The sequence below is a fragment of the Bifidobacterium sp. W8103 genome, from assembly GCF_016100775.1.
Classification (GTDB): domain Bacteria; phylum Actinomycetota; class Actinomycetes; order Actinomycetales; family Bifidobacteriaceae; genus Bombiscardovia; species Bombiscardovia choladohabitans.
The window spans coordinates 291,706-309,856 of sequence record NZ_JACFRV010000001.1; the positions used below are offsets into that span (position 1 = coordinate 291,706).

Sequence of the window (18,151 nt, forward strand, 5' to 3'; positions counted from 1 at the left end):
CTTTCATTGGTAGATGAACAGGCCCCAGAAGGCGAAGATCAGCAGGACTCCGAACATGGCCAGGGTGGTGACGATGAAGAGGGCAATGCCAAAGCGGGTGGAGGCCAGAACAGGCCTGGGATCCAAGTTGCGCATCTGCTGACGCAAAGTGGGGCCGCCGGCCTTGCTTGTGCGGACCCGGTCGGGAAGCCGGTCCAATCCCCTCAGGGAGGCGACCTCGACCATGCGGGCGAAGGTGCGCGACCAGGCCCAGATGACCAGGGCGCAGACCACCTGGATGACCGGCCAGCTCCAGTAGCTGACCCCGGCCTGGTCGGGCACGCCGCCCCAGCCCAGGCGTACCACCGCCATGATGACCTGCCCCAGACCGGCTCCGAAAAGGACCAGGGTAGCCAGGGTGGTGCCGGTGATGGTGACCAGGGTGCCGCCGAAGCCATGGCTGAAGCCCAGGACCGGGTCCTTGCGTCGTCGCAGGCGGAACAATTTCATCAGACCGGCCACCAGGGCCATGACCAGGGCCGCCAGCAGAAGCACCAGGGTCAGCAGGTGCAGGACCAACATATAGATGGTCAGCGAGCGCCGCCCCCGCAGGTCAGTGGGCACGGCGATGGACTGGTGGATGGTGGCCCCACCCACGCTGGGGCTGGTCTGGTGCAGGCCATGGACCTGACCCACCGCCCAGTCGACCATGTCCTGCTGGTAGTGGTCGGCCAGGGGCGTGCCGGTCCGGGCTTCATCCCCCAGCCGCAGCACATGGTTGGAGACCGGGTAGGACCGCACAGTGACGTTCTCATTGCCCGAGGCATGAGCCTGGGAGAGCACGCGCTGCACCCCCTCCACCTGGGCGGTCATGACATCCTTGGCCCCGTAGGCCAGCAGGGTGGGAATGGCATAGGTGCTGCGGTCGGTGGGGTCGATGTCCAGATTGTTAAGGCCCAAGAGGGAGGCATCGGTGCTGAAGAGCCGACGGACCACCGACTGGTAGCCCTGGTTGGCCCCGGCGATGGCGAAGTCCTGGGCCACGAAGAAGCCCATGGCGTGGCGCGGGGAATAGACCATGGGGCTGAGCAGGATCTGGAAGGCGATCCGGTGGTCCATGGTCAGCAGCATGGCGGCGATCCAGGTGCTCTCGCTGGTGGCATAGATGCCCACCCTGGATGCATCCACATCATCCCGGTCGCGCAACAGGTTGGCAACCCGCTCGTAGGCCTTGGCCGAAGCCGGATAGTCCCGGTCGGCATCCGTGGTGGACCAGACCGGCTTGTCCAGCACGGCGGTGACGAAACCGGCAGAGGCCAGGGTCCGGGCCACGTCCCCGAAGGAGTTGTCACAGGTGCCGTAACCGGCGCCGTGCATGAAGACTACAGCCGGCCGATGGCCTGAAGCCTCCTTGGGGGTGCGGATCAGTATTCGGATGCGCTGGTGCTCCCCAGTTGAGGGCCGTTCCACGTTCAGTTCCTGGTGACGGGATTCGACCTGGTACTGCCCCACGGTATCCCGGTCGACCCCGGCAGGCCAGTCGAAGGTGACTGCGGTGTCCGGAGTCAGGGTGGGAAAATTCTGATCCACTGGTTCGTATTTCCAGGGAACGGCCGTCAGGTGGGAGACAGAGGCCAGCAGGCCCATGAGGATGATGAAGACGGGCAGGCTGGTCATTAGCCGCCTGACCCTGCTCCACCCGCTTACAGGGAGGGAACGCTCAACCTCTTGGGACACGTCGGTCATTGTAGCCGGTGGCGGGGATGGCGCTTACGCCCTCAGCTGGCACGGCCGGTGACCGGGACCACCATGGGTCCTGCCTCCGGCAGGGTTTCACCCTGGGCCGCCGCCTTGGCATCCATCTGGGCGGCGATTTCCTTGGCCCGCTCCAGCAGTGTGGGGACGATCTGGTCCTCCGGCACGGTCTGCACCACCTTGCCCTTGACGATGATCTGGCCCTTGCCGTTGCCCGAAGCCACCCCCAGGTCGGCCTCCCTGGCCTCCCCCGGTCCGTTGACGATGCAGCCCATGACGGCCACCCGGATGGGTGCGGTGATGTCCTTGAGGCCCTCGGTGACTTCCTTGGCCAGCTCGATCACATCCACCTGGGCCCTGCCGCAGGAGGGGCAGGAGATGATGTCGAAGTGGCGCTGACGCAACCCCAGATATTCCAGAATCTTGCAGCCCACCTTGACCTCCTCCACAGGAGGTGCGGACAGGGAGACCCGGATGGTGTCGCCGATGCCCTCGGCCAATAGCGCGCCGAAGGCCAGGCAGGATTTGATGGTTCCCTGCCAGGAGGGCCCGGCCTCGGTCACGCCCAGGTGCAGGGGCCAGTCGCCCTTGGAGGCCAGGAGCCTGTAGGTCTGGACCGTGGTGACGGGGTCGTGGTGCTTGACGGAGATCTTGAAGTCGTGAAAACCCACGTCCTCGAACATATGGGCCTCTTTCAAGGCCGAGGCGACCAGGGCCTCCGGGGTGGGACCGCCGTAGCGGGCGTAGATGTCCTTGTCCAGGCTGCCGGCGTTGACCCCGATGCGCAAGGAGATGCCCGCGTCTGTGGCGGCCTTGCAGATCTCGGGGCCGACCTGGTCGAACTTGCGGATGTTGCCCGGGTTGACCCTGACGGCTGCGCAACCCGCATCGATGGCCTGGAAGACGTACTTGCTCTGGAAGTGGATGTCTGCGATCACCGGGATCGGCGACTTCTTCGCAATGATGGGAAGCGCGTCGGCATCATCCTGGCTGGGCACAGCCACCCGAATGATGTCGCAGCCGGCAGCGGCCAGCTCGGCGATCTGCTGCAGGGTGGCATTGATGTCAGCGGTGACCGTGTTGGTCATGGACTGCACCGAAATGGGGGCTCCCCCGCCGACCGGCACAGGCCCCACCATGATCCGACGGGAGCGGCGACGAGGATGCAGCGGACTCTGGCTGATGGCCTGCTCCCCTGTCTTGCGGAACCCCTGGGAGGATGCTGACTGTTCGGTCTTGGGAATGCTACTCACGCTGTCATGTCTATCAAAGCATCAGCCCTTTGGCGTGCCTCATGCTCGACTTGCTCCATTACCTCCACGGATGTGAATGTTCCCGGAAGATGCTTTTCCATGGCATCCATGACCGACCGGATGGTTTCGACGATGTCCAGATAGGGCAGCCGGTGATCCAAAAAGGCCCTGACCGCCTGCTCGTTGGCGGCATTGAAGACCGCAGTCATGGGCTCGCAGCTGCCCAGAGCCCGCCTGGCCAGGTTGACCGCCGGGAAAGCCTCGTCATCCAGGGGCTCGAAAGTCCAGGTGCTGGCCTTGGACCAGTCACAGGCCGCAGCCACATTGTCAAGACGGACTGGTGCCGAAAGGCCCAGGGCGATGGGCAGACGCATGTCAGGAGGCGAAGCCTGACTTATGGTGGCCCCATCCTGGAACTGGACCATGGAGTGGACCACGGACTGGGGGTGGACCACCACGGTGATCCGCTCGGGATCAATCCTGAAGAGTCTGCTGGCCTCGATGACCTCCAAACCCTTGTTGACCATGGTGGAGGAGTTGATGGTGACCACCGGACCCATGGACCAGGTCGGATGGTTCAGGGCCTGCTCAGGGGTGACCTGACGCATGGCCTGACGGCTCCAACCCCGGAAAGGACCTCCTGAGGCGGTGACCACCAGACGGGCCACCTCTCCATGCTGTCCCGAACGCAGGGACTGCCAGATGGCCGAATGTTCGGAGTCGACCGGGTTGATCTGGCCCGGCCTTATCTCGGCGTCAAAGAGCAGATGGCCGCCGGCCACCACAGACTCCTTGTTGGCCAGAGCCAGCTGGGATCCGGCCTGCAGGGCCGCAATGGATGGACGCAGACCGACTGATCCGGTGATGCCGTTGAGGACCAGATCGCTGCCGGAGCCGGCCAGAGCCTGGACCGCATCCATGCCTGCCTCTATCCGAATGCCGGTCGACCCCAGGGCCTTGAGAGCCTGCTGCAGGGCCGGAACCCGGGTCTTGTCGGCCAGAGCCAGACGAGTCACGCCAAAGTCACGGGCCTGTCGGGCCAGAAGTTCGACATGGGCACCGCCAGCGGCTAACCCGGTCACCTGGAAACGATCCCTATGACGACTGATCAGATCAAGGGCCTGGGTGCCGATGGATCCTGTGGATCCCAGGATGACCAGACTACGAGACTGGTCGGCATCATCCCTGGGCGACCAATCCGTCAAGGTGCGCTCACACCCGACCGACAAACCGCCCTGCCTGCCTTCACTGCCTGTATTCATTGCTGTCAGATGACTCATCGACCGCCTTTATCCTGCTCCCCCTCGTCGCCGAAGGCCGGGAAGGAAATATCGGGGATGTCCAGATCCATTTTGGGCAGATCCTGGTTGAGCAGGGAGGCCAGATAGGAATCCGGGTCCTGGTCCTGCTTGCTCCCCTGCATGTTTTGTGAGTACCGAGGCTTGGCCCAGTCGGGTGTATCCGTGCTGCTCCCGGCTGTTTCAGCCCAGGGACGCTCCTGGGCCTCGGGCACTGCTGGTGCCGGTTCCTCATAGCTGCCAAGTGGTCCGCCTGCGCCCAGAGGACCATCGACGAAGGGCGAGGAGATGATCGAGGTGGATCCCGGCGTAGACGTGCCGTCAGTATCAGCCCCTGTCGTCGAGGCAGACACCGGCGGTTCCGGCCTTGTGGAGGGGACGAAAGCATTCCCTGCCGATGTAGGCGGGGCGGAGGCTACGGGTGCCGAAGGGGTCGGTTGGAATGCAGCGGGTTCAGGAGTCTGTGGTGCAGTGGAAGGCGAAGAAGTCGTCACCGGGTTGAAGGGGGCGGCTTGCGCAGCCGACGCGGATGCCGCTGACGTTGCACTGGCAGGCACAGGATTGTGGCTGATTGGCGCAGAGACCGGCTGTGCAACCGCAGGCGGCACGGAGACAGGCATGACCGATTCCTGTTGACCGGAGACGAATGGATTGGCAGGGGCGGGATCGGCAGAGGCGACGGGGGCTCCGCCGCTCATGCCTGCTGATGAGGCAGGCGTAGCTGCCGCAGATGCCGCCGTGGCTGCCCCAACGCCTTCCTGGGCCAGTCGCTGGTTGACCGCCGAAGCCAGAGCACTCAGAGAACTGTTGGGCTGCGCCGTCGGAGCTGTAGGCGTCGTCTGCGTGCTGCTTGTCGGAGCCTCGAAGATGGCCCGCTCCGCCTGGTGCAGTTGAGCGAAATCGTCTTGACTGCCCTGGGCGCTCGCGACAGCGGAGGCATTGGGGATGCTCCAGGCGGGTGCCTGGCTCTGTCCAATCAGCGGCTGAACACCCGAAGCTGAGGGGTCCTGCACGGCTGGCTGCGACTGCACAGGAACAGCAGCGGACGCCGTTGCATTGGCGCTGGCTCTCTTGGCCCTCTCGCTGACCCTGGCAAAGGACTCCAACTGCTCCAGAAGCTCGACGGCCTTGGCCAGGAAGAAGTCCACCTGGCGCTCGTCATAACCCTTGGGCCCCCGCCGCTGGGTGAAGATGACGTTGGAGACGCGGTCAGCCGTGATGTCGGTGTTCTTCGACTTGCCCGAATCCGTCTTCCGCCCCTCCTGGAGGTTGAGCTGGTCAGAGGTCTTGTTGAGGACTTGCTCAATCAGCCGTTCCACCTGCTTGCAGTCGTATGAGGGCATGCCGGGATCCCCACGCTTGAAGACACTGCCCGATGGTCTGCCGGCATGAGTGGTCAGCTCCGATTGCAGACTGACCATTCTGGTCGTCCAACCATCCACGCCCACCCGGGCTATCTCCAGACTGGTCTGCCTGTCGGAAATCACCCTTTCCAGCCGTGAGAGGGCAGCGTCCACCTGGGTGATGATATAGCCGTTCTTGCACAGATCAAAGGAGGCGTTGGCTATCTCCTCCTGGGTCAGATCAGGGTCCTGGCTCTCATAAAGTGAGTGAGCCCGCTCCAGGAAGGCGTCCACCTGCTTGGTGTCATATCCCCACTTGCGCTTGCCCGAGCGCGCGATGGTCGCCTCGGTTCCACGGGCATCAGGCTTAGCTGACATCAGGCATCGACCTCCTGACCTTTCTTGCCAACGATCGTCGTGCATCGATTCTACGTGAGCGCTAAGACGCGACTTCGGGCACGCCCCCTAAAAACCCCTGTGGTCCCGCCCGGACTCGAACCGGGGACATCCACCGTGTAAAGGTGGCGCTCTAACCAACTGAGCCACGGGACCAGCACACTACCTTAGCAGAATACACGGTGACAAGGCTGCACGGTGCGGCTATAATCCACTAGGAATTCGCGGGCCTTGTCCGCAAAAGAAGAGAAACACACCATATTCACCATATAAGAGGGGGTTCGGATTGTCACAGACAGTCGATACAGGCAGTGGCAGGAAGACCAACCGCACCCTGGTGACGGTGGCGGTCTTCATCGCCACTTTCATGACGGCCATCGAGGGGACCATCGTCTCCACCGCCATGCCCACCATCATCGGGGACCTGCATGGGCTGTCCATCATGAACTGGGTCTACTCCATCTATCTGCTCATGACGGCGGTCACCACGCCCATCTACGGCAAGCTTTCGGACCGCTTCGGCCGCAAGCCCCTGCTGACCATCGGCCTGCTGGTCTTCGTAATAGGGTCCACCCTGTGCGCACTCTCCCAGTCCATGCCCCAGCTGATCGGCGCCCGTTTTCTGCAGGGCCTGGGGGCAGGCGCCATCCAGCCGCTGACCTACACGGTCCTGGCCGACATCTACCCCCTGGACAAGCGGGCGGGCATGATCGGCCTGAACGGCTCGGCCTGGGGCATCGCCTCCATCATCGCCCCCCTCTTGGGAGGCTTCATCGTCCAGCAGATAAGCTGGCACTGGGTCTTCGCCATCAACGTGCCCATCGGGCTGCTGGTCATCATCATGATCCAGATCTTCCTGAGCGAGCATATCCAGGCGCGTGAAACCCGCGTCGACTACATCGGCATCGGGCTGCTCAGCGTCTGCCTGATCTGCCTGATGCTCTGCCTGCAGAGCCTGGGATCGGCTGGCGATACGCGGATCACCCTGGTCCTGGCTGCGGCCACCGTGGTCACCTTTGCCCTGCTTCTTCATGTGGAGGGTCGCCAGGAGGATCCCATCCTGCCCCTGCGCCTCTTCCGCATCAGGACCTTCGTCATTCAGAACATCTGCATGCTCCTGGTGGCCGGATTCCTCATGGGCTTCGACACCTACATGCCCATCTGGATGCAGTCTGTTCTGGGGATGAACCCCTCCCTGGGCGGCTTTGTGGTCACCCCCTCCTCGATTCTTTGGCTCCTGGGCGCCTACCTGGCCGGACCGCTGACCATGCACCACCCGCCGCACCGGGCCACCAACATCGGTCTGGCCTTCATCCTGACGGCCTGCATCTGCTACATAGCCGTCCCCCAGGCCACCGCCTACTGGGTCTTCCTGGTCATCTCCGCCGTGGTCGGCTTCGGTTTCGGCCTGACCATCACCACCTCGACCATCACCGCTCAGAGCGTGGTGCCAGCCGGCGATGTAGGCGCCTCGACCAGCTTCAACACTCTGGCCCGTTCCCTGGGGCAGACCCTGATGGTCTCCATCTTCGGCATCGTCATGAACACGGTCATCGCCCGCGAGGTGCCCCAGCATAAGGGACTGACCGAGGACATGATGAACAGCATGATCAACCCGGCTACGGCAGGGAGCATCCCCTCACGCCTGTTGGGCCCGGCCCGCACCATCGTCTTCGACGGCCTGCATTGGATCTTCCTGGTGGGCCTGGTCATCCTGATCGTGGCCTTGGTGGCCAACCTCTGCGACATCCGCTCGCGCACCCTGCTGGCCGAATACCAGAACAAGGCCACGACGGTGGCTCCTGCCATTGCTGAGAAGGGCGAGCAGTAAAGGCCGCTGGTCGGAAGGATTCCTCCGGGAACTCCTCTTGAACGACAAGGAGGTGGTGGGGCATCGGTTGACCCTGATGCCCCACCACCTCCTTGATTGGCGCTTATGCAACCAGAAGTCTCACTTGCCCTTGCCGAAAGCCCGCAGCTGGGTGGCGTTCCAATCCTTGCTGACGGTGGTGGGCATCAGGGCGTTCATGCCCGCGGTCTTGGCCGCGTTGGAGACAACCCCCGGCGCCGAAGCTCCGGGCCTGCCGGGTTTGGGGGTCAGCACCCAGAAAGGTGCGCCCTCGTTGACCATGGCCGAGGCATCCATGATGGTATCCGCCAGATCGTCCTCGGCATCCCCGTCCCGCCACCAGATGATGACCCCATCCACGGCTGCGTCATAGTCCTCGTCCACCAGCTCTTCGCCGGTCAGATCCTCGATCCTGGTCCGGATTCCGTCATCGACATCATCGTCCCACATCCATTCCTGAACGATATCTCCGGGATGAAAACCGAACTCTTCCGCTGTATAGGTTGTAGTCTCAGCCACGGCTTCAGCATAACAAGACTGCCGGAATTCACCAATTGAACCGGCCTTGTCTTACCTGCCTTTGGCGGCCGTGCAGCGTGGCAGCCCATCCCCCTGGCCATGGCCGATGGCCACCAGGGCCTTGTAGGCCTCATCCAAGGTGGATACCCGCACATCGCGCAGCCCCTGTGGCACATGGCCTGCAACCTGGGGGCAGTTGGCCGCCGGGGCCAGGAACCAGGTGGCGCCGTCCCGCCTGGCGCCCAGCATCTTCAACTGGATGCCGCCAATGGCACCGACCCGTCCCTTCTGATCCATGGTGCCGGTTCCGGCGATGGTCAGACCGCCGGTCTCCTGCTCCGGGGTGATCTTGTCGATGGCCCCCAGAGTGTACATGAGTCCGGCCGAAGGACCTCCGATGTCGGCCACCCTCATGCTGAATCGCAGGCCTGATACGTCATATCCACGAGCCTTGAGGAAGGCCAGAGCCTGGGCCGAGGCAGCCTTCTGGGAACCGTGCATATCGCCCTGCTCCTGACGCTTGTATTCCTCCACGCTCTGTCCGGGAGGGACCACGGCCTCCTGGGGAAGCACCGTGGCGTGGGGGTCGACCCAGCCCACCAAGGCATCCAGATTTGAGGCCGGATAGCCGGGGATTCCGCGTGCATTGACCGTGGTCATCAGCAGACGGCCCTTGTCATGGTGGACCTGACCGCCCCTGACCCTGATGACCGGTGAGCCTTTTGAACTTCCCAGCACGTCCTGGGTGGGTCCGGGCGTCTCGATGGTATAAGGCGAAGGGAGGAAAAGAACCAAGATGGCCAGAATGACCAGAAGACCGCCGACCAGCATTTTGCGGGTGGGTCCGCCAAGCTTCCCGATTTGCCTTTCGGGTGCGCCTGTGGCGCAGTGATCCGATTTCCCGTGCGGAAGTGTCATAGCTCCAATATTATGGTTGATGAAGACGATAATCCCGGCAGACGTCAACCTTGATGGCGGACGACCTGCCTTGGCGAGGACTGGAATCAAAGCAATGGACGAGAATGCAATCCACCAATGGCTCATCGAGTGCTTCGGCCCGGTGCAGGGCGAGCTGGCCTGGAGTCAGTTCTCACAGCTGCCTGAGTCCATCCGCTCCCAGATGGCGGCCCAGGGAGCCGATCAGCTGCCCAAACCCTCCGAGGTCCAGGCTCTGATCCAGGCCTTCACGGCCGGGGGGCTGAACACCCCTGCCGATATGCAGGCCCAGGCTGACCAGGGTCCCATCAACGTTGCACTGGCCAAGAACATCGCCCTGGGACGCACCAGGGCCGACCAGTCCGATACCACAATCACAGCCGAGGACAGCGACCGGGTGGCCCGAGTCATGAGCGAAGCCAACCTCTGGCTGGACACCGTCTGCGCCTTCGACCCCGCCCCGGGCCAGACCGAAGCCCTGACCCGCGCCGGATGGATCGAGGGCAGCATAGACGCCTGGGTCCAGTTCGCCTCGCCGGTGGCCCAGGCGGTCAGCGAAGCCCTGACCTCCGTCATAAGCCAACGTTTCCAAGGCTTCGATCAGGGCGAGATCTCGGGAATGTTCGCCGGACCTGTGCCCATTCCCCTGCCCGACAACCTCAAGGATCCGACCACCCTGTTGAGGCTGCTGGGGAACACCTCCTTTGCCATGCAGCTGGGGCAGGCCGCCGGAGAGCTGGCCAAGGAGGTCCGCGGAGGATTCGACCAGGGCATACCGTTGCTGAAAAACCCCGCCGGAGCCCTCATTCCACAGAACATCAAGGCCTACGCCAAATCCTTGGAGCTGGATCTGGACGAGGTCACCCGCTACATGGCCCTCAAGGAGGCCGCCCACGCCCGGCTCTACGCCGCCGTCCCCTGGCTGATGCCGCGCTTCGAGGCACTGATCGGCAAGTACGCCCGGGGAGTATCCATCGACCTGGATGCCGTGGAGGACCAACTGCGCGACGCTGAGCAAATCAACCCCGAATCCATCGCCGGTGCCATCAACCTCAGCAACGTAGGCATCGAAGACACCCCTGAGCAGAAGGAGGCCCTGCACAGCCTGGGCGACCTGCTGGCCCTGGTCGACGGCTGGGTGGATTGCGTGGTCTGGAACGCCGGCATGGCCCACCTGCCCCATCTGGAGCAGCTGCGGGAGATGACCCGACGCGAGCGTGCCGTGGGAGGGCCGGCCGAGCAGACCTTCGAGTCCCTGCTGGGCCTGCATCTCCATCCCAAGCGGTTGCGCGAGGCCGCCGAACTTTGGGGGCGCATCACCGCTGAAGAGGGCGTCCAGGGCCGTGACGACCACTGGTCCCATCCGGATCTGCTGCCCTCCCTGCCTGTCAAAGCGGAAGCCGACGAGGGTGGAGCATCGACCTCTGCGGAGGGGCAATCCGAGCAGAAGGCCGACACTCCCGCCACATCGGTGGACTGGGATGCCGAGCTGGACAAACTGCTGAACGCCGAGGAAACGGATTCCTCTGCCGATCCGACCACCCCTGCAGACTCCGACGTTTCCAATGACCAGGAGCATACAGATCACGAAGCTCCGGGCAACCAGAAGAGCGCCGGCAACGATTCCAAGGACACCGATGACGGTCGCCCGGATCAGAACGACTCAGACAAGGGTGATTCGGACAGCTACCAAGCGTGAATCGCATCCCCTCTGTCCCGAGTTCCCAGGGCCCGGGTGATAGCACTCAGCGGTGAATGAACCGGCTGGGGGCGCGTCGGACGAAGGCGCTGCCGTCCTTGTGCTCCGCGTAGGAAAGGTGGAGGGTGTCCTCGGCACGGGTCACCCCTACGTACATGAGGCGGCGCTCCTCCTCCAGGGCATCCCCCTCGGGCGGTGAACCAAAAGGAATCAGCCCCTCGGCACAGCCCACGATGAAGACATGGGCGAACTCCAACCCCTTGGCGGCATGAATGGTGGAGACCGTGACCCTTCCCTGACCCATGCCGCCCTCCAGCTGCTCCAGCACCTCCTGCTTGCTCAGATCGACCGACTGGTTCTGCCATCCTGACTCAGTGCGGACCCGGTAGCCGATCCCGCGTTCGTGCAGGGCACGGCAAATCAGGGTCTGTTGGGCGTTGATCCGCGTCAGAATCGCAAATCGACCGGGCCGTGCACCCTTCCGGATCATGGAGGATATCCGGGAGGCCACGGCCCCAGCTTCATCAGCATCGTCCTCATAACGTGTCATCGCGACTCTGCTGCCCTCCTGACGGGCCGAGGTCAGCTTCAGATAGTCGTCCCGTACTGGCGAGCGCGCCAGAATGCCGTTGGCGTAGTGAACCACCCTTCCCGTGGACCGGTAGTCGGTGGAAAGGTCCAGGTCGGCCTTGATGCCGGGGAATTCCTGGGGGAAGTTCAGCAGGTAGTAGGAAGTGGCCCCGGCGAAAGAGTAGATGGTCTGGGCCGGGTCCCCCACCACACACAGGTTCTGCCTGCCGTTGAGCCAGAGCTTGAGCAACCGGTGCTGCAGGGGCGAGACATCCTGGTACTCGTCCACGGTCAGCCAGCCGATTCGGTCTCTAATGTCGGCAGCAGCCTGGCCGCCTTCCTGCAATATGTGACAGACCAGCAGAAGAATATCGTTGAAGTCCATCTGATTATGGGCGGCCTTGGAGTTCTCGAAGACCGTGTACAGGTCGGCCATCCGATCAGCCTCCAGACCGGCAGGCGGCAGACGGTGGCTGGCCGCGCAGACCCGAACGTAGTCCTGGGGAGCGATCAGCCCCACCTTGGCCCAGTTGATCTCCGCAGTCAGGTCCCTGACCTGGCCCGGGTCGGCCTCCTGCCCGCAGACCCGCTGGTAGGAGGAGGACACCAGGGGCCCCACATCCTCGATCAGATCAGGAGGATAGGTTTCGCTGACCTGGGGCCAAACCCGCCTGAGCTGATGCAGGGCCGCCGAGTGAAAGGTCGCCGCCTGCAGGGAGGCCGACACGCCAAGCTTGGTCAGCCGATCGCGCATTTCTGCCGCGGCACGCACCGAGAAGGTCACTGCCAAGGTTCTGGAGGGCTCCCAGCTGCCGCTGGCGCAGGCATAGGCCATCCGTCGGGTGATGGTCCTGGTCTTGCCAGCCCCGGCCCCCGCGACGATCCGCACAGGCCCTTCAAGCACTGTAGCCGCCTGCCGCTGGGCGGGATCCAGACCCTCCAGCAATCGTTCCTCATCCTCATGCACACCCCCATTGTGTCAAAGGCCGGTACCGAAAGCAGCGGCGGCGTGCCCATGTGGTCAAGTGGACAACCGTATTCACAACGGTCCTTGTATTATCCTTGAGAATGTGACTGAACGAACGAAGCTGACCCTGGCCGCCCTGGCGTCGGCTGCCATGCCCGAGGTGCCCATGACCGGCGCGCGGGACTGCGACCAGCTCAGCAGTCTGGATCGTGCACAGGGCGTGGACTGCGCCGTGGTCCAGGACGCGACCGGCAACGTCTACGACGTCTGGGCCACCAGCTCGGAAGCCGGCAAGCGTCGGCTGGCCGCTCGGGTCAAGGCGGCTCAGGCCCTGGCCGACGCCAAGGAGATGGCGGCCATGGGCTTCCGAGTCGAGCGCATCCTGGCCTACCAGCCCGGCGAGAGGGCGGACAGTCCGACCGGCACCACAGCTGTTGCCGTCATGACCCACTGCCCAGGCCGAATCCGCCCCCTCCACCTGCTGACCATGAACGAATGCACCGCCGCAGGTACAGCCATCGGCGCCATCCATCGGGTTCGCCCTGATTTTCTGAAGACCCACGGCTATCCGGCCTTCTCCACCGCCCAAATCGCGGCCCAACTGCGGGGATGGATCAAGCGGCTGCGCATGGACGGCCATGTGCCCAAGGAAATCACCAATTCGTGGGCATCCATCGTATCGACCGACGGACTCTGGTCCTTTGAAACCTGCACCGTGCACGGAGGCTTCTCGGACGGCGATCTGCTCTATACAGGCTCCGGACTCAGCGGCGTCTACGGCTGGCAGGATATGCAGATCAACGATCCTGCCCGTGACCTGGCCTGGATTTTCGCCAAGCTGGACGGGTCCCGCCGCAATGCAGTCATCGCAGCCTATGGCAGGATGATGGGGGCTCGGCTGGACGACCTGATCATGCTTCGGGCCAATCTCTGGCTGCAGATGGAGCAGGTGGGCGACTTCATCACCGCCCTGGATCATGCGGACAACGAGCGCATCATCCAATTCAAGGCCCAGGTGGAGCGTCTGGCCCAACAGCTGGGCGACCACGAGCAGGATCAACGCGCCCGTCGGCAGCAGAATACGCCCAGTCCGTCACCCGCTGGCGCACCCTCCACAATCACCGTGGGCACCCTGCTGGGCGACGATAATGCTGAAGACCCCTCTGCTTCCAAGGTACAGGAGAACCCGGCACCGGAGCCGGACCCCGCCTCGACGAATGCCTCGGATGAGAACTCGGCCACCATCGCCATCAACAGGGTGGAAATGGCCGACCTGGCTCTGGCCCAGACCGCCATGGACCACTCCGATGCCAGGAACAAACCCATCAGACAGTCCCGGAGCACAGACACAGACGCCGACGATCAATCCAAGCCACCGACTGTTCCTCCCCTTGCCCAGGAGGAGGCATCAGGCCTGAGCGATCACTTCCGCGGCATCGGCAACCCAGCCACCAGTGACGAGGATGCGGATGGCGAAACGAATCCAAAGGCTGCGGTAAGCGGCTCGTCCGCAGACCCGTCCGGAGACGACCAGCCCTCGAACACCCCTGTGCCGGGAGAAGCCGCTCCCCAGCCGCATGATGCCCCACCAGCTCAAGCCCTGGCAAGCGATCAGGCAGAGACCATCATCCTTCCCAGAAAACCCCAGCCCGAGCAGACCCCCACGCTCACTGCGGATGGGCAGGCATCGGCATCCCCGTCGGAAACCGTGTCTTCCCAGGAGGAACATCAGGGAGACGCTTAGAGCGTAATCACCTGGGTCAGCGAATAATGAGACCGGAAGATCCGCGGACCGGCAGGTCTGGGCGACGGAGAACAACCTTGGAGGTAGCAATGGATATCGAATTCGGCATCAAGAATGTGGCCCGCACGGTCAACTTCAGCACCAATGCCAAGGCGGACGAGGTGGCTGCCCACATCACCCAGGCCCTGAACGAGGGCGGACCCATCGACCTGGTGGACGACAAGGGTCGGCACATCATTGTCCCCAAGGAGTCCCTGGGCTACGCAGTGGTCGGTTCCGACACCACCCATCCGGTGGGCTTCGGTGCCCTGGGAGGCTCCGCCGACTGAGGCTGTGATCGCCTGACGGGGGCGGCCGGATCCTTGTGGTCCGACCGCCCCCCATCCATATCGGTTAACCCTTCCAGGCCACAGGACGGCTCCCCCGGGCCCTGGCCACGATTCGGGCCACCACGTCGCCACTGGTGCTGTTCTCCCCCATGCGATTGGGCTTGCCTTGGCCGTGCCAATCCGATCCTCCGGTGACCAGCAACCCCCAGCGTTGGGCCAGGGCCAGCAGCCGTCGACGCTGCTCAGGCGGATTGTCCCGATGCCAGACCTCCAGGCCTCCCAGACCCTCCCTGGCCAACGCGGCGATCTGTTGGTCGGAGAGCAGGACGGGATTGCGGCTGACGGCACCGGGGTGGGCGATGACCAGGACGCCGCCTGCATGGTTGACCGCTTCAAGCACCTGATGGGTGGTCGGCGAGGGCGTAGGCAGGTAGTAAGCGCTTCCGGAGGAGCAGACCCCGGCGAAGGCCTGACTCCGGTCGGCATAGACACCGGCCTTGACCAGGGCATCGGCGATATGCGGACGCCCCACCGTGGTCTTCGACCCCTCCTTGACCTGGTCCAGCACATCCTGCCAGGTGATCGGATAATCCCGGGAGATCAGCTCCACCATGGTCCTGGTCCTGGTCAGCCTGGCCTCCCTGGTCTTGGCGAAGAGCCCGGCGATGACCGGATCCTCCGGATCATAGAGGTAGGCCAGCATGTGGACCGAGACACTGCCGTCCTGAGCTGTGATTTCGGTGCCCGGCAGCAGGGGCATCCCCAGCTCTTGTGCCGCCTGTCGGGCCTCATCCCAGCCGGCATTGGTGTCATGGTCGGTGATGGCCAGACCTTCCAAACCCAACTGCTGCGCCTGCTCGACCATCCCCCGGGGCGTCACGGTTCCGTCGGAGAACACAGTGTGGCAGTGCAGGTCCCAGCCGGAGACCGTGGCAGTATCCTCATGCGTCATGCCTCCATCCTAAACTCGTGAACGCGTTCCCGTCTCAGAGAACCTTCCCGACCATTGAGGTGATGGACCCCATGAGCGAACCGACCTCTTCAGCCCCTTCCAGCTATCTGATTGCCGCCTTGGCCTCACTCGCAGCGCTCTACGCCAGCCTGGTCCTGTCAGCGGAAACCCTTCAGCTGGCACGTCACCCCCAGGGCCAGCTCAGCTGTGACATCAACTCGGTGGTCTCCTGCTCTGCCGTGGCCCAGTCCCCCCAGGCCGAGCTGATTCGCCTGGGCACGCTGCCGGTCCCCAATGCCTTTCTGGGGCTGATTGCCGAGTCCGTCTTCCTGACGCTGGCCGTGGTGGGCCTGTGCCGGATCAGGATGCCCGCGCTGTTGGCGGCTGGGACCTGGCTGGCCTCGGTCGCCGCCCTGGCCTATGCGCTCTGGCTGTTCACCCAGTCGCTCTTCGTCATCCACGCCCTCTGCCCTTGGTGCCTGGTCATGACCTTCGCCACCAGCCTGCAATTCATGGCCTTCAGCCACGCCACGGTGACCCAGCAGGGTCTTCCGCGCAAGAGGTCGGGATGGCTGCAGATCTACTACCAGCGGCACTTCGATCTGATGGTCGACCTAATCTGGCTGGTCGCATTGGCAACCATCGTCCTGGCTGTGGAGGGATCCGCCCTCTTCGGCTGATCAGCAGCCGGGAACATGCTCCAGGGTCAGACGGGCGACCATTCTGGCCGGTCCTGTCAGCCAGACATCCTGCGAATCCACGTCCACTCTCAGACGGCCCCCACCCACCTGGATGGTCCAGTGATCGACCCCGGTCAGGGCTCGTAGCAGCACGCCGCTGGCGCACAGACCAGTCCCGCAGGACAGGGTCTCCCCGACGCCACGCTCATAGACCCTCATCGTGGCCCGCCCGCTGCCATGCTCATCATCCAGGGCATCCAGACGCAGAAACTCCACATTCTGCCCTTCATCCAACCCAGGCCTGACCCGCGGCGGGATCGACAGGTCCAGATCACCCAGGGCAGGCAGATCAGCCCTGGCCAGCAGGTCGGTCACCGTCCCGGGCAGCCCACCGGCCTCCGATTCAGCAGCGACCGAGTTCAGAACGACTGCGTGAGGATTGCCCATATCCACCATGGTGCCTGGAGCAGAGCCACCCAGTGCCCCGCCGTCGACCAGCTGGTCCCCTACCGGTCCCATCCGCCAGGCCCCGACCTTGACCTTGAACACATGCTCGCCATCGTTCTTCATCGGACTGCGCGACACGATTCGCTTGACCCCGGCCCGGGTCCCCAGCAGGAAGGAGGAGCCCTCCATGGTCGGGGTCAGCCCCTGCTTCTGGGCGAAGAGCGTGACGGCCCGCGTCCCGTTGCCACACATCTGGGCCAAGGAACCGTCCGCGTTACGGTAGTCCATGAACCACTGGCAGCCGAAACGGTCGCAGGTATCCACCTGCTCCTGGCTCAGGTCGCTGACATCGGCCGGATGGGTCAGCCGGATGACCCCGTCGGCTCCGACCCCGAAATGCCGGTCGCACAGCCATCGCACCTGGTCGGCCGTGGGCTCCAGATCCCCCCGGGGATCGGCGTAGACCACGAAATCGTTGCCGGTGGCTTGCATTTTGTATACAGTCCGGGGAATACTCATGCTTGTAGCGTACGGCCCTTCGGCGACAGGCTAGGCTGGTTTTTCGGCTGCGAAAGGAGCGGATCACATGGCATCAGATGCACCAATCGGGATCTTCGACTCCGGGCTCGGCGGTCTGAGCGTCACCGCAGCCATCCGTAACCTCCTTCCTCAGGAAAATCTGCTCTATTTCGGCGATTCCGCATACGCCCCCTACGGCACCAAGGAACCGGCCCAGATCGCCCAGCGCTGCCAGCTCATCGGCGACCGGTTCATGGACCAGGGTGTCAAGGCCTTGGTCATCGCCTGCAACACCGCCACCAGCGTCTGTGTGGATCAGATGCGCCAACGCTACCCGATCCCGGTGATCGGCATGGAGCCGGCCCTGAAACTGGCCTGCACGCGCGGCGGAGGCCGACCCCAGCGGGTTCTGGTCACCGCCACCCCGCTGACCTTGAAGGAGGCCAAGTTCTCGCGCCTGATGGCACGGTTCTCCGGCAGGCACACCATTCTGACCCAGCCCTGCCCAGACCTGGTGACCATCGTGGAGTCTGACAGGCTGAATGACCAGGCCCTGGTCGACGCCACCCTGCATCGTTATTTGGACCCCTATGATTTGCAGAATTTGGATGCTTTGGTTCTGGGCTGCACCCACTTCGTCTTCTTCCGCCAGTCCATCGCCCGCATCTGCCCGCCGGACCTGGCACTGATCGACGGCAACCCTGGGACGGCCCGCCACCTGAAGGATCTGCTGACCCAAGCCGATGCCCTCAACCCGGGTCCCGGCCCCGGCAGAGTACAGATCGCCAACTCTGACACCTCACCAGCCATGCTGGATCTGTCCAAGCGGCTGCTGGCCTCCTGCCGCCCCTGAACGGCTTGTCCAATGTTCACGCATAAGCTGTCATCAAGCGCGAATATCTGTCAGGAATCGAGG

Annotated in this window: 15 protein-coding genes and 1 tRNA gene; 6 read left to right on the forward strand and 10 right to left on the reverse strand. The window is 63.7% G+C overall.

All coding sequences use genetic code 11. The features are described 5' to 3' along the window. Window positions 1–3 precede the first annotated feature (3 nt). The 5 genes from H3U90_RS01190 to H3U90_RS01210 all read right to left on the reverse strand — a co-directional run bounded on the left by H3U90_RS01190 (window position 4) and on the right by H3U90_RS01210 (window position 6,180). Window positions 4–1,656, reverse strand: coding sequence for an alpha/beta hydrolase (locus H3U90_RS01190; RefSeq protein WP_198177563.1), 1,653 nt, complete (start codon window positions 1,654–1,656; stop codon window positions 4–6). 101 nt (window positions 1,657–1,757) lie between these two features. After that, window positions 1,758–2,987, reverse strand: coding sequence for a flavodoxin-dependent (E)-4-hydroxy-3-methylbut-2-enyl-diphosphate synthase (gene ispG / locus H3U90_RS01195; RefSeq protein ID WP_198176718.1), 1,230 nt, complete (start codon window positions 2,985–2,987; stop codon window positions 1,758–1,760). Continuing rightward, a complete protein-coding gene (dxr, locus tag H3U90_RS01200) occupies window positions 2,984–4,267 on the reverse strand; it encodes a 1-deoxy-D-xylulose-5-phosphate reductoisomerase (RefSeq protein ID WP_232340536.1) in 1,284 nt (427 codons plus the stop codon). The genes ispG and dxr overlap by 4 nt, the downstream gene beginning before the upstream one ends. Then, window positions 4,264–6,006 (reverse strand): DivIVA domain-containing protein, encoded by a 1,743-nt coding sequence (locus H3U90_RS01205; RefSeq protein ID WP_198176719.1) that lies wholly within the window; start codon window positions 6,004–6,006, stop codon window positions 4,264–4,266. Before H3U90_RS01205 ends, dxr begins: the two co-directional genes overlap by 4 nt. Before the next feature lie 100 nt (window positions 6,007–6,106). Then, window positions 6,107–6,180, reverse strand: a tRNA-Val gene (locus H3U90_RS01210). 130 nt (window positions 6,181–6,310) lie between these two features. Here H3U90_RS01210 and H3U90_RS01215 point away from each other — a divergent pair. Beyond that, window positions 6,311–7,855: an MDR family MFS transporter gene (locus H3U90_RS01215; protein WP_198176720.1), complete on the forward strand. Its 1,545-nt coding sequence runs from the start codon at window positions 6,311–6,313 to the stop codon at window positions 7,853–7,855. Between the two features lie 120 nt (window positions 7,856–7,975). Here H3U90_RS01215 and H3U90_RS01220 read toward each other — a convergent pair whose 3' ends face one another. Next, window positions 7,976–8,392: a DUF3052 domain-containing protein gene (locus tag H3U90_RS01220; RefSeq protein ID WP_198176721.1), complete on the reverse strand. Its 417-nt coding sequence runs from the start codon at window positions 8,390–8,392 to the stop codon at window positions 7,976–7,978. Window positions 8,393–8,443: 51 nt separating this feature from the next. After that, window positions 8,444–9,310, reverse strand: a complete 867-nt coding sequence (locus H3U90_RS01225) for a S16 family serine protease (RefSeq protein WP_198176722.1) — start codon at window positions 9,308–9,310, stop codon at window positions 8,444–8,446. Between the two features lie 94 nt (window positions 9,311–9,404). On the opposite strand from H3U90_RS01225, the gene H3U90_RS01230 reads away from it, so the two are divergent. Further along, window positions 9,405–11,027, forward strand: coding sequence for a zinc-dependent metalloprotease (locus tag H3U90_RS01230; protein ID WP_198176723.1), 1,623 nt, complete (start codon window positions 9,405–9,407; stop codon window positions 11,025–11,027). A gap of 46 nt (window positions 11,028–11,073) precedes the next feature. Here the strand turns inward: H3U90_RS01230 and H3U90_RS01235 are convergent, their stop codons facing one another. Continuing rightward, entirely contained in the window at window positions 11,074–12,564 is a 1,491-nt protein-coding gene (locus tag H3U90_RS01235; RefSeq protein ID WP_332460569.1) for an ATP-dependent helicase, read from the reverse strand. Window positions 12,565–12,667: 103 nt separating this feature from the next. Between H3U90_RS01235 and H3U90_RS01240 the strand changes: the two genes are divergently transcribed. Together H3U90_RS01240 and H3U90_RS01245 are read left to right on the forward strand one after the other, a co-directional pair. After that, window positions 12,668–14,308: a phosphotransferase family protein gene (locus H3U90_RS01240; RefSeq protein WP_198176724.1), complete on the forward strand. Its 1,641-nt coding sequence runs from the start codon at window positions 12,668–12,670 to the stop codon at window positions 14,306–14,308. 89 nt (window positions 14,309–14,397) lie between these two features. Next, a complete protein-coding gene (locus tag H3U90_RS01245) occupies window positions 14,398–14,637 on the forward strand; it encodes a DUF3107 domain-containing protein (protein ID WP_045935149.1) in 240 nt (79 codons plus the stop codon). A gap of 64 nt (window positions 14,638–14,701) precedes the next feature. Here the strand turns inward: H3U90_RS01245 and H3U90_RS01250 are convergent, their stop codons facing one another. Beyond that, a complete protein-coding gene (locus tag H3U90_RS01250) occupies window positions 14,702–15,589 on the reverse strand; it encodes a PHP domain-containing protein (RefSeq protein ID WP_198176725.1) in 888 nt (295 codons plus the stop codon). Between the two features lie 71 nt (window positions 15,590–15,660). Between H3U90_RS01250 and H3U90_RS01255 the strand changes: the two genes are divergently transcribed. After that, window positions 15,661–16,269: a vitamin K epoxide reductase family protein gene (locus H3U90_RS01255; protein WP_198176726.1), complete on the forward strand. Its 609-nt coding sequence runs from the start codon at window positions 15,661–15,663 to the stop codon at window positions 16,267–16,269. Here H3U90_RS01255 and dapF read toward each other — a convergent pair whose 3' ends face one another. Next, window positions 16,270–17,235: a diaminopimelate epimerase gene (dapF, locus tag H3U90_RS01260; protein WP_198176727.1), complete on the reverse strand. Its 966-nt coding sequence runs from the start codon at window positions 17,233–17,235 to the stop codon at window positions 16,270–16,272. Between the two features lie 67 nt (window positions 17,236–17,302). On the opposite strand from dapF, the gene murI reads away from it, so the two are divergent. Beyond that, window positions 17,303–18,088 (forward strand): glutamate racemase, encoded by a 786-nt coding sequence (gene murI / locus H3U90_RS01265; protein WP_198176728.1) that lies wholly within the window; start codon window positions 17,303–17,305, stop codon window positions 18,086–18,088. Window positions 18,089–18,151 lie beyond the last annotated feature (63 nt).

Excerpts from the sequence above, each read along its gene's own strand:
- H3U90_RS01190 (WP_198177563.1), bottom strand. The coding sequence starts at position 1,656 with ATGACCAGCCTGCCCGTCTTCATCATCCTCATGGGCCTGCTGGCCTCT.
- dxr (WP_232340536.1), bottom strand. The coding sequence starts at position 4,267 with ATGAGTCATCTGACAGCAATGAATACAGGCAGTGAAGGCAGGCAGGGC.
- H3U90_RS01205 (WP_198176719.1), bottom strand. The coding sequence starts at position 6,006 with ATGTCAGCTAAGCCTGATGCCCGTGGAACCGAGGCGACCATCGCGCGC.
- H3U90_RS01225 (WP_198176722.1), bottom strand. The coding sequence starts at position 9,310 with ATGACACTTCCGCACGGGAAATCGGATCACTGCGCCACAGGCGCACCC.
- H3U90_RS01230 (WP_198176723.1), top strand. The coding sequence starts at position 9,405 with ATGGACGAGAATGCAATCCACCAATGGCTCATCGAGTGCTTCGGCCCG.
- H3U90_RS01245 (WP_045935149.1), top strand. The coding sequence starts at position 14,398 with ATGGATATCGAATTCGGCATCAAGAATGTGGCCCGCACGGTCAACTTC.
- H3U90_RS01250 (WP_198176725.1), bottom strand. The coding sequence starts at position 15,589 with ATGACGCATGAGGATACTGCCACGGTCTCCGGCTGGGACCTGCACTGC.
- H3U90_RS01255 (WP_198176726.1), top strand. The coding sequence starts at position 15,661 with ATGAGCGAACCGACCTCTTCAGCCCCTTCCAGCTATCTGATTGCCGCC.
- dapF (WP_198176727.1), bottom strand. The coding sequence starts at position 17,235 with ATGAGTATTCCCCGGACTGTATACAAAATGCAAGCCACCGGCAACGAT.
- murI (WP_198176728.1), top strand. The coding sequence starts at position 17,303 with ATGGCATCAGATGCACCAATCGGGATCTTCGACTCCGGGCTCGGCGGT.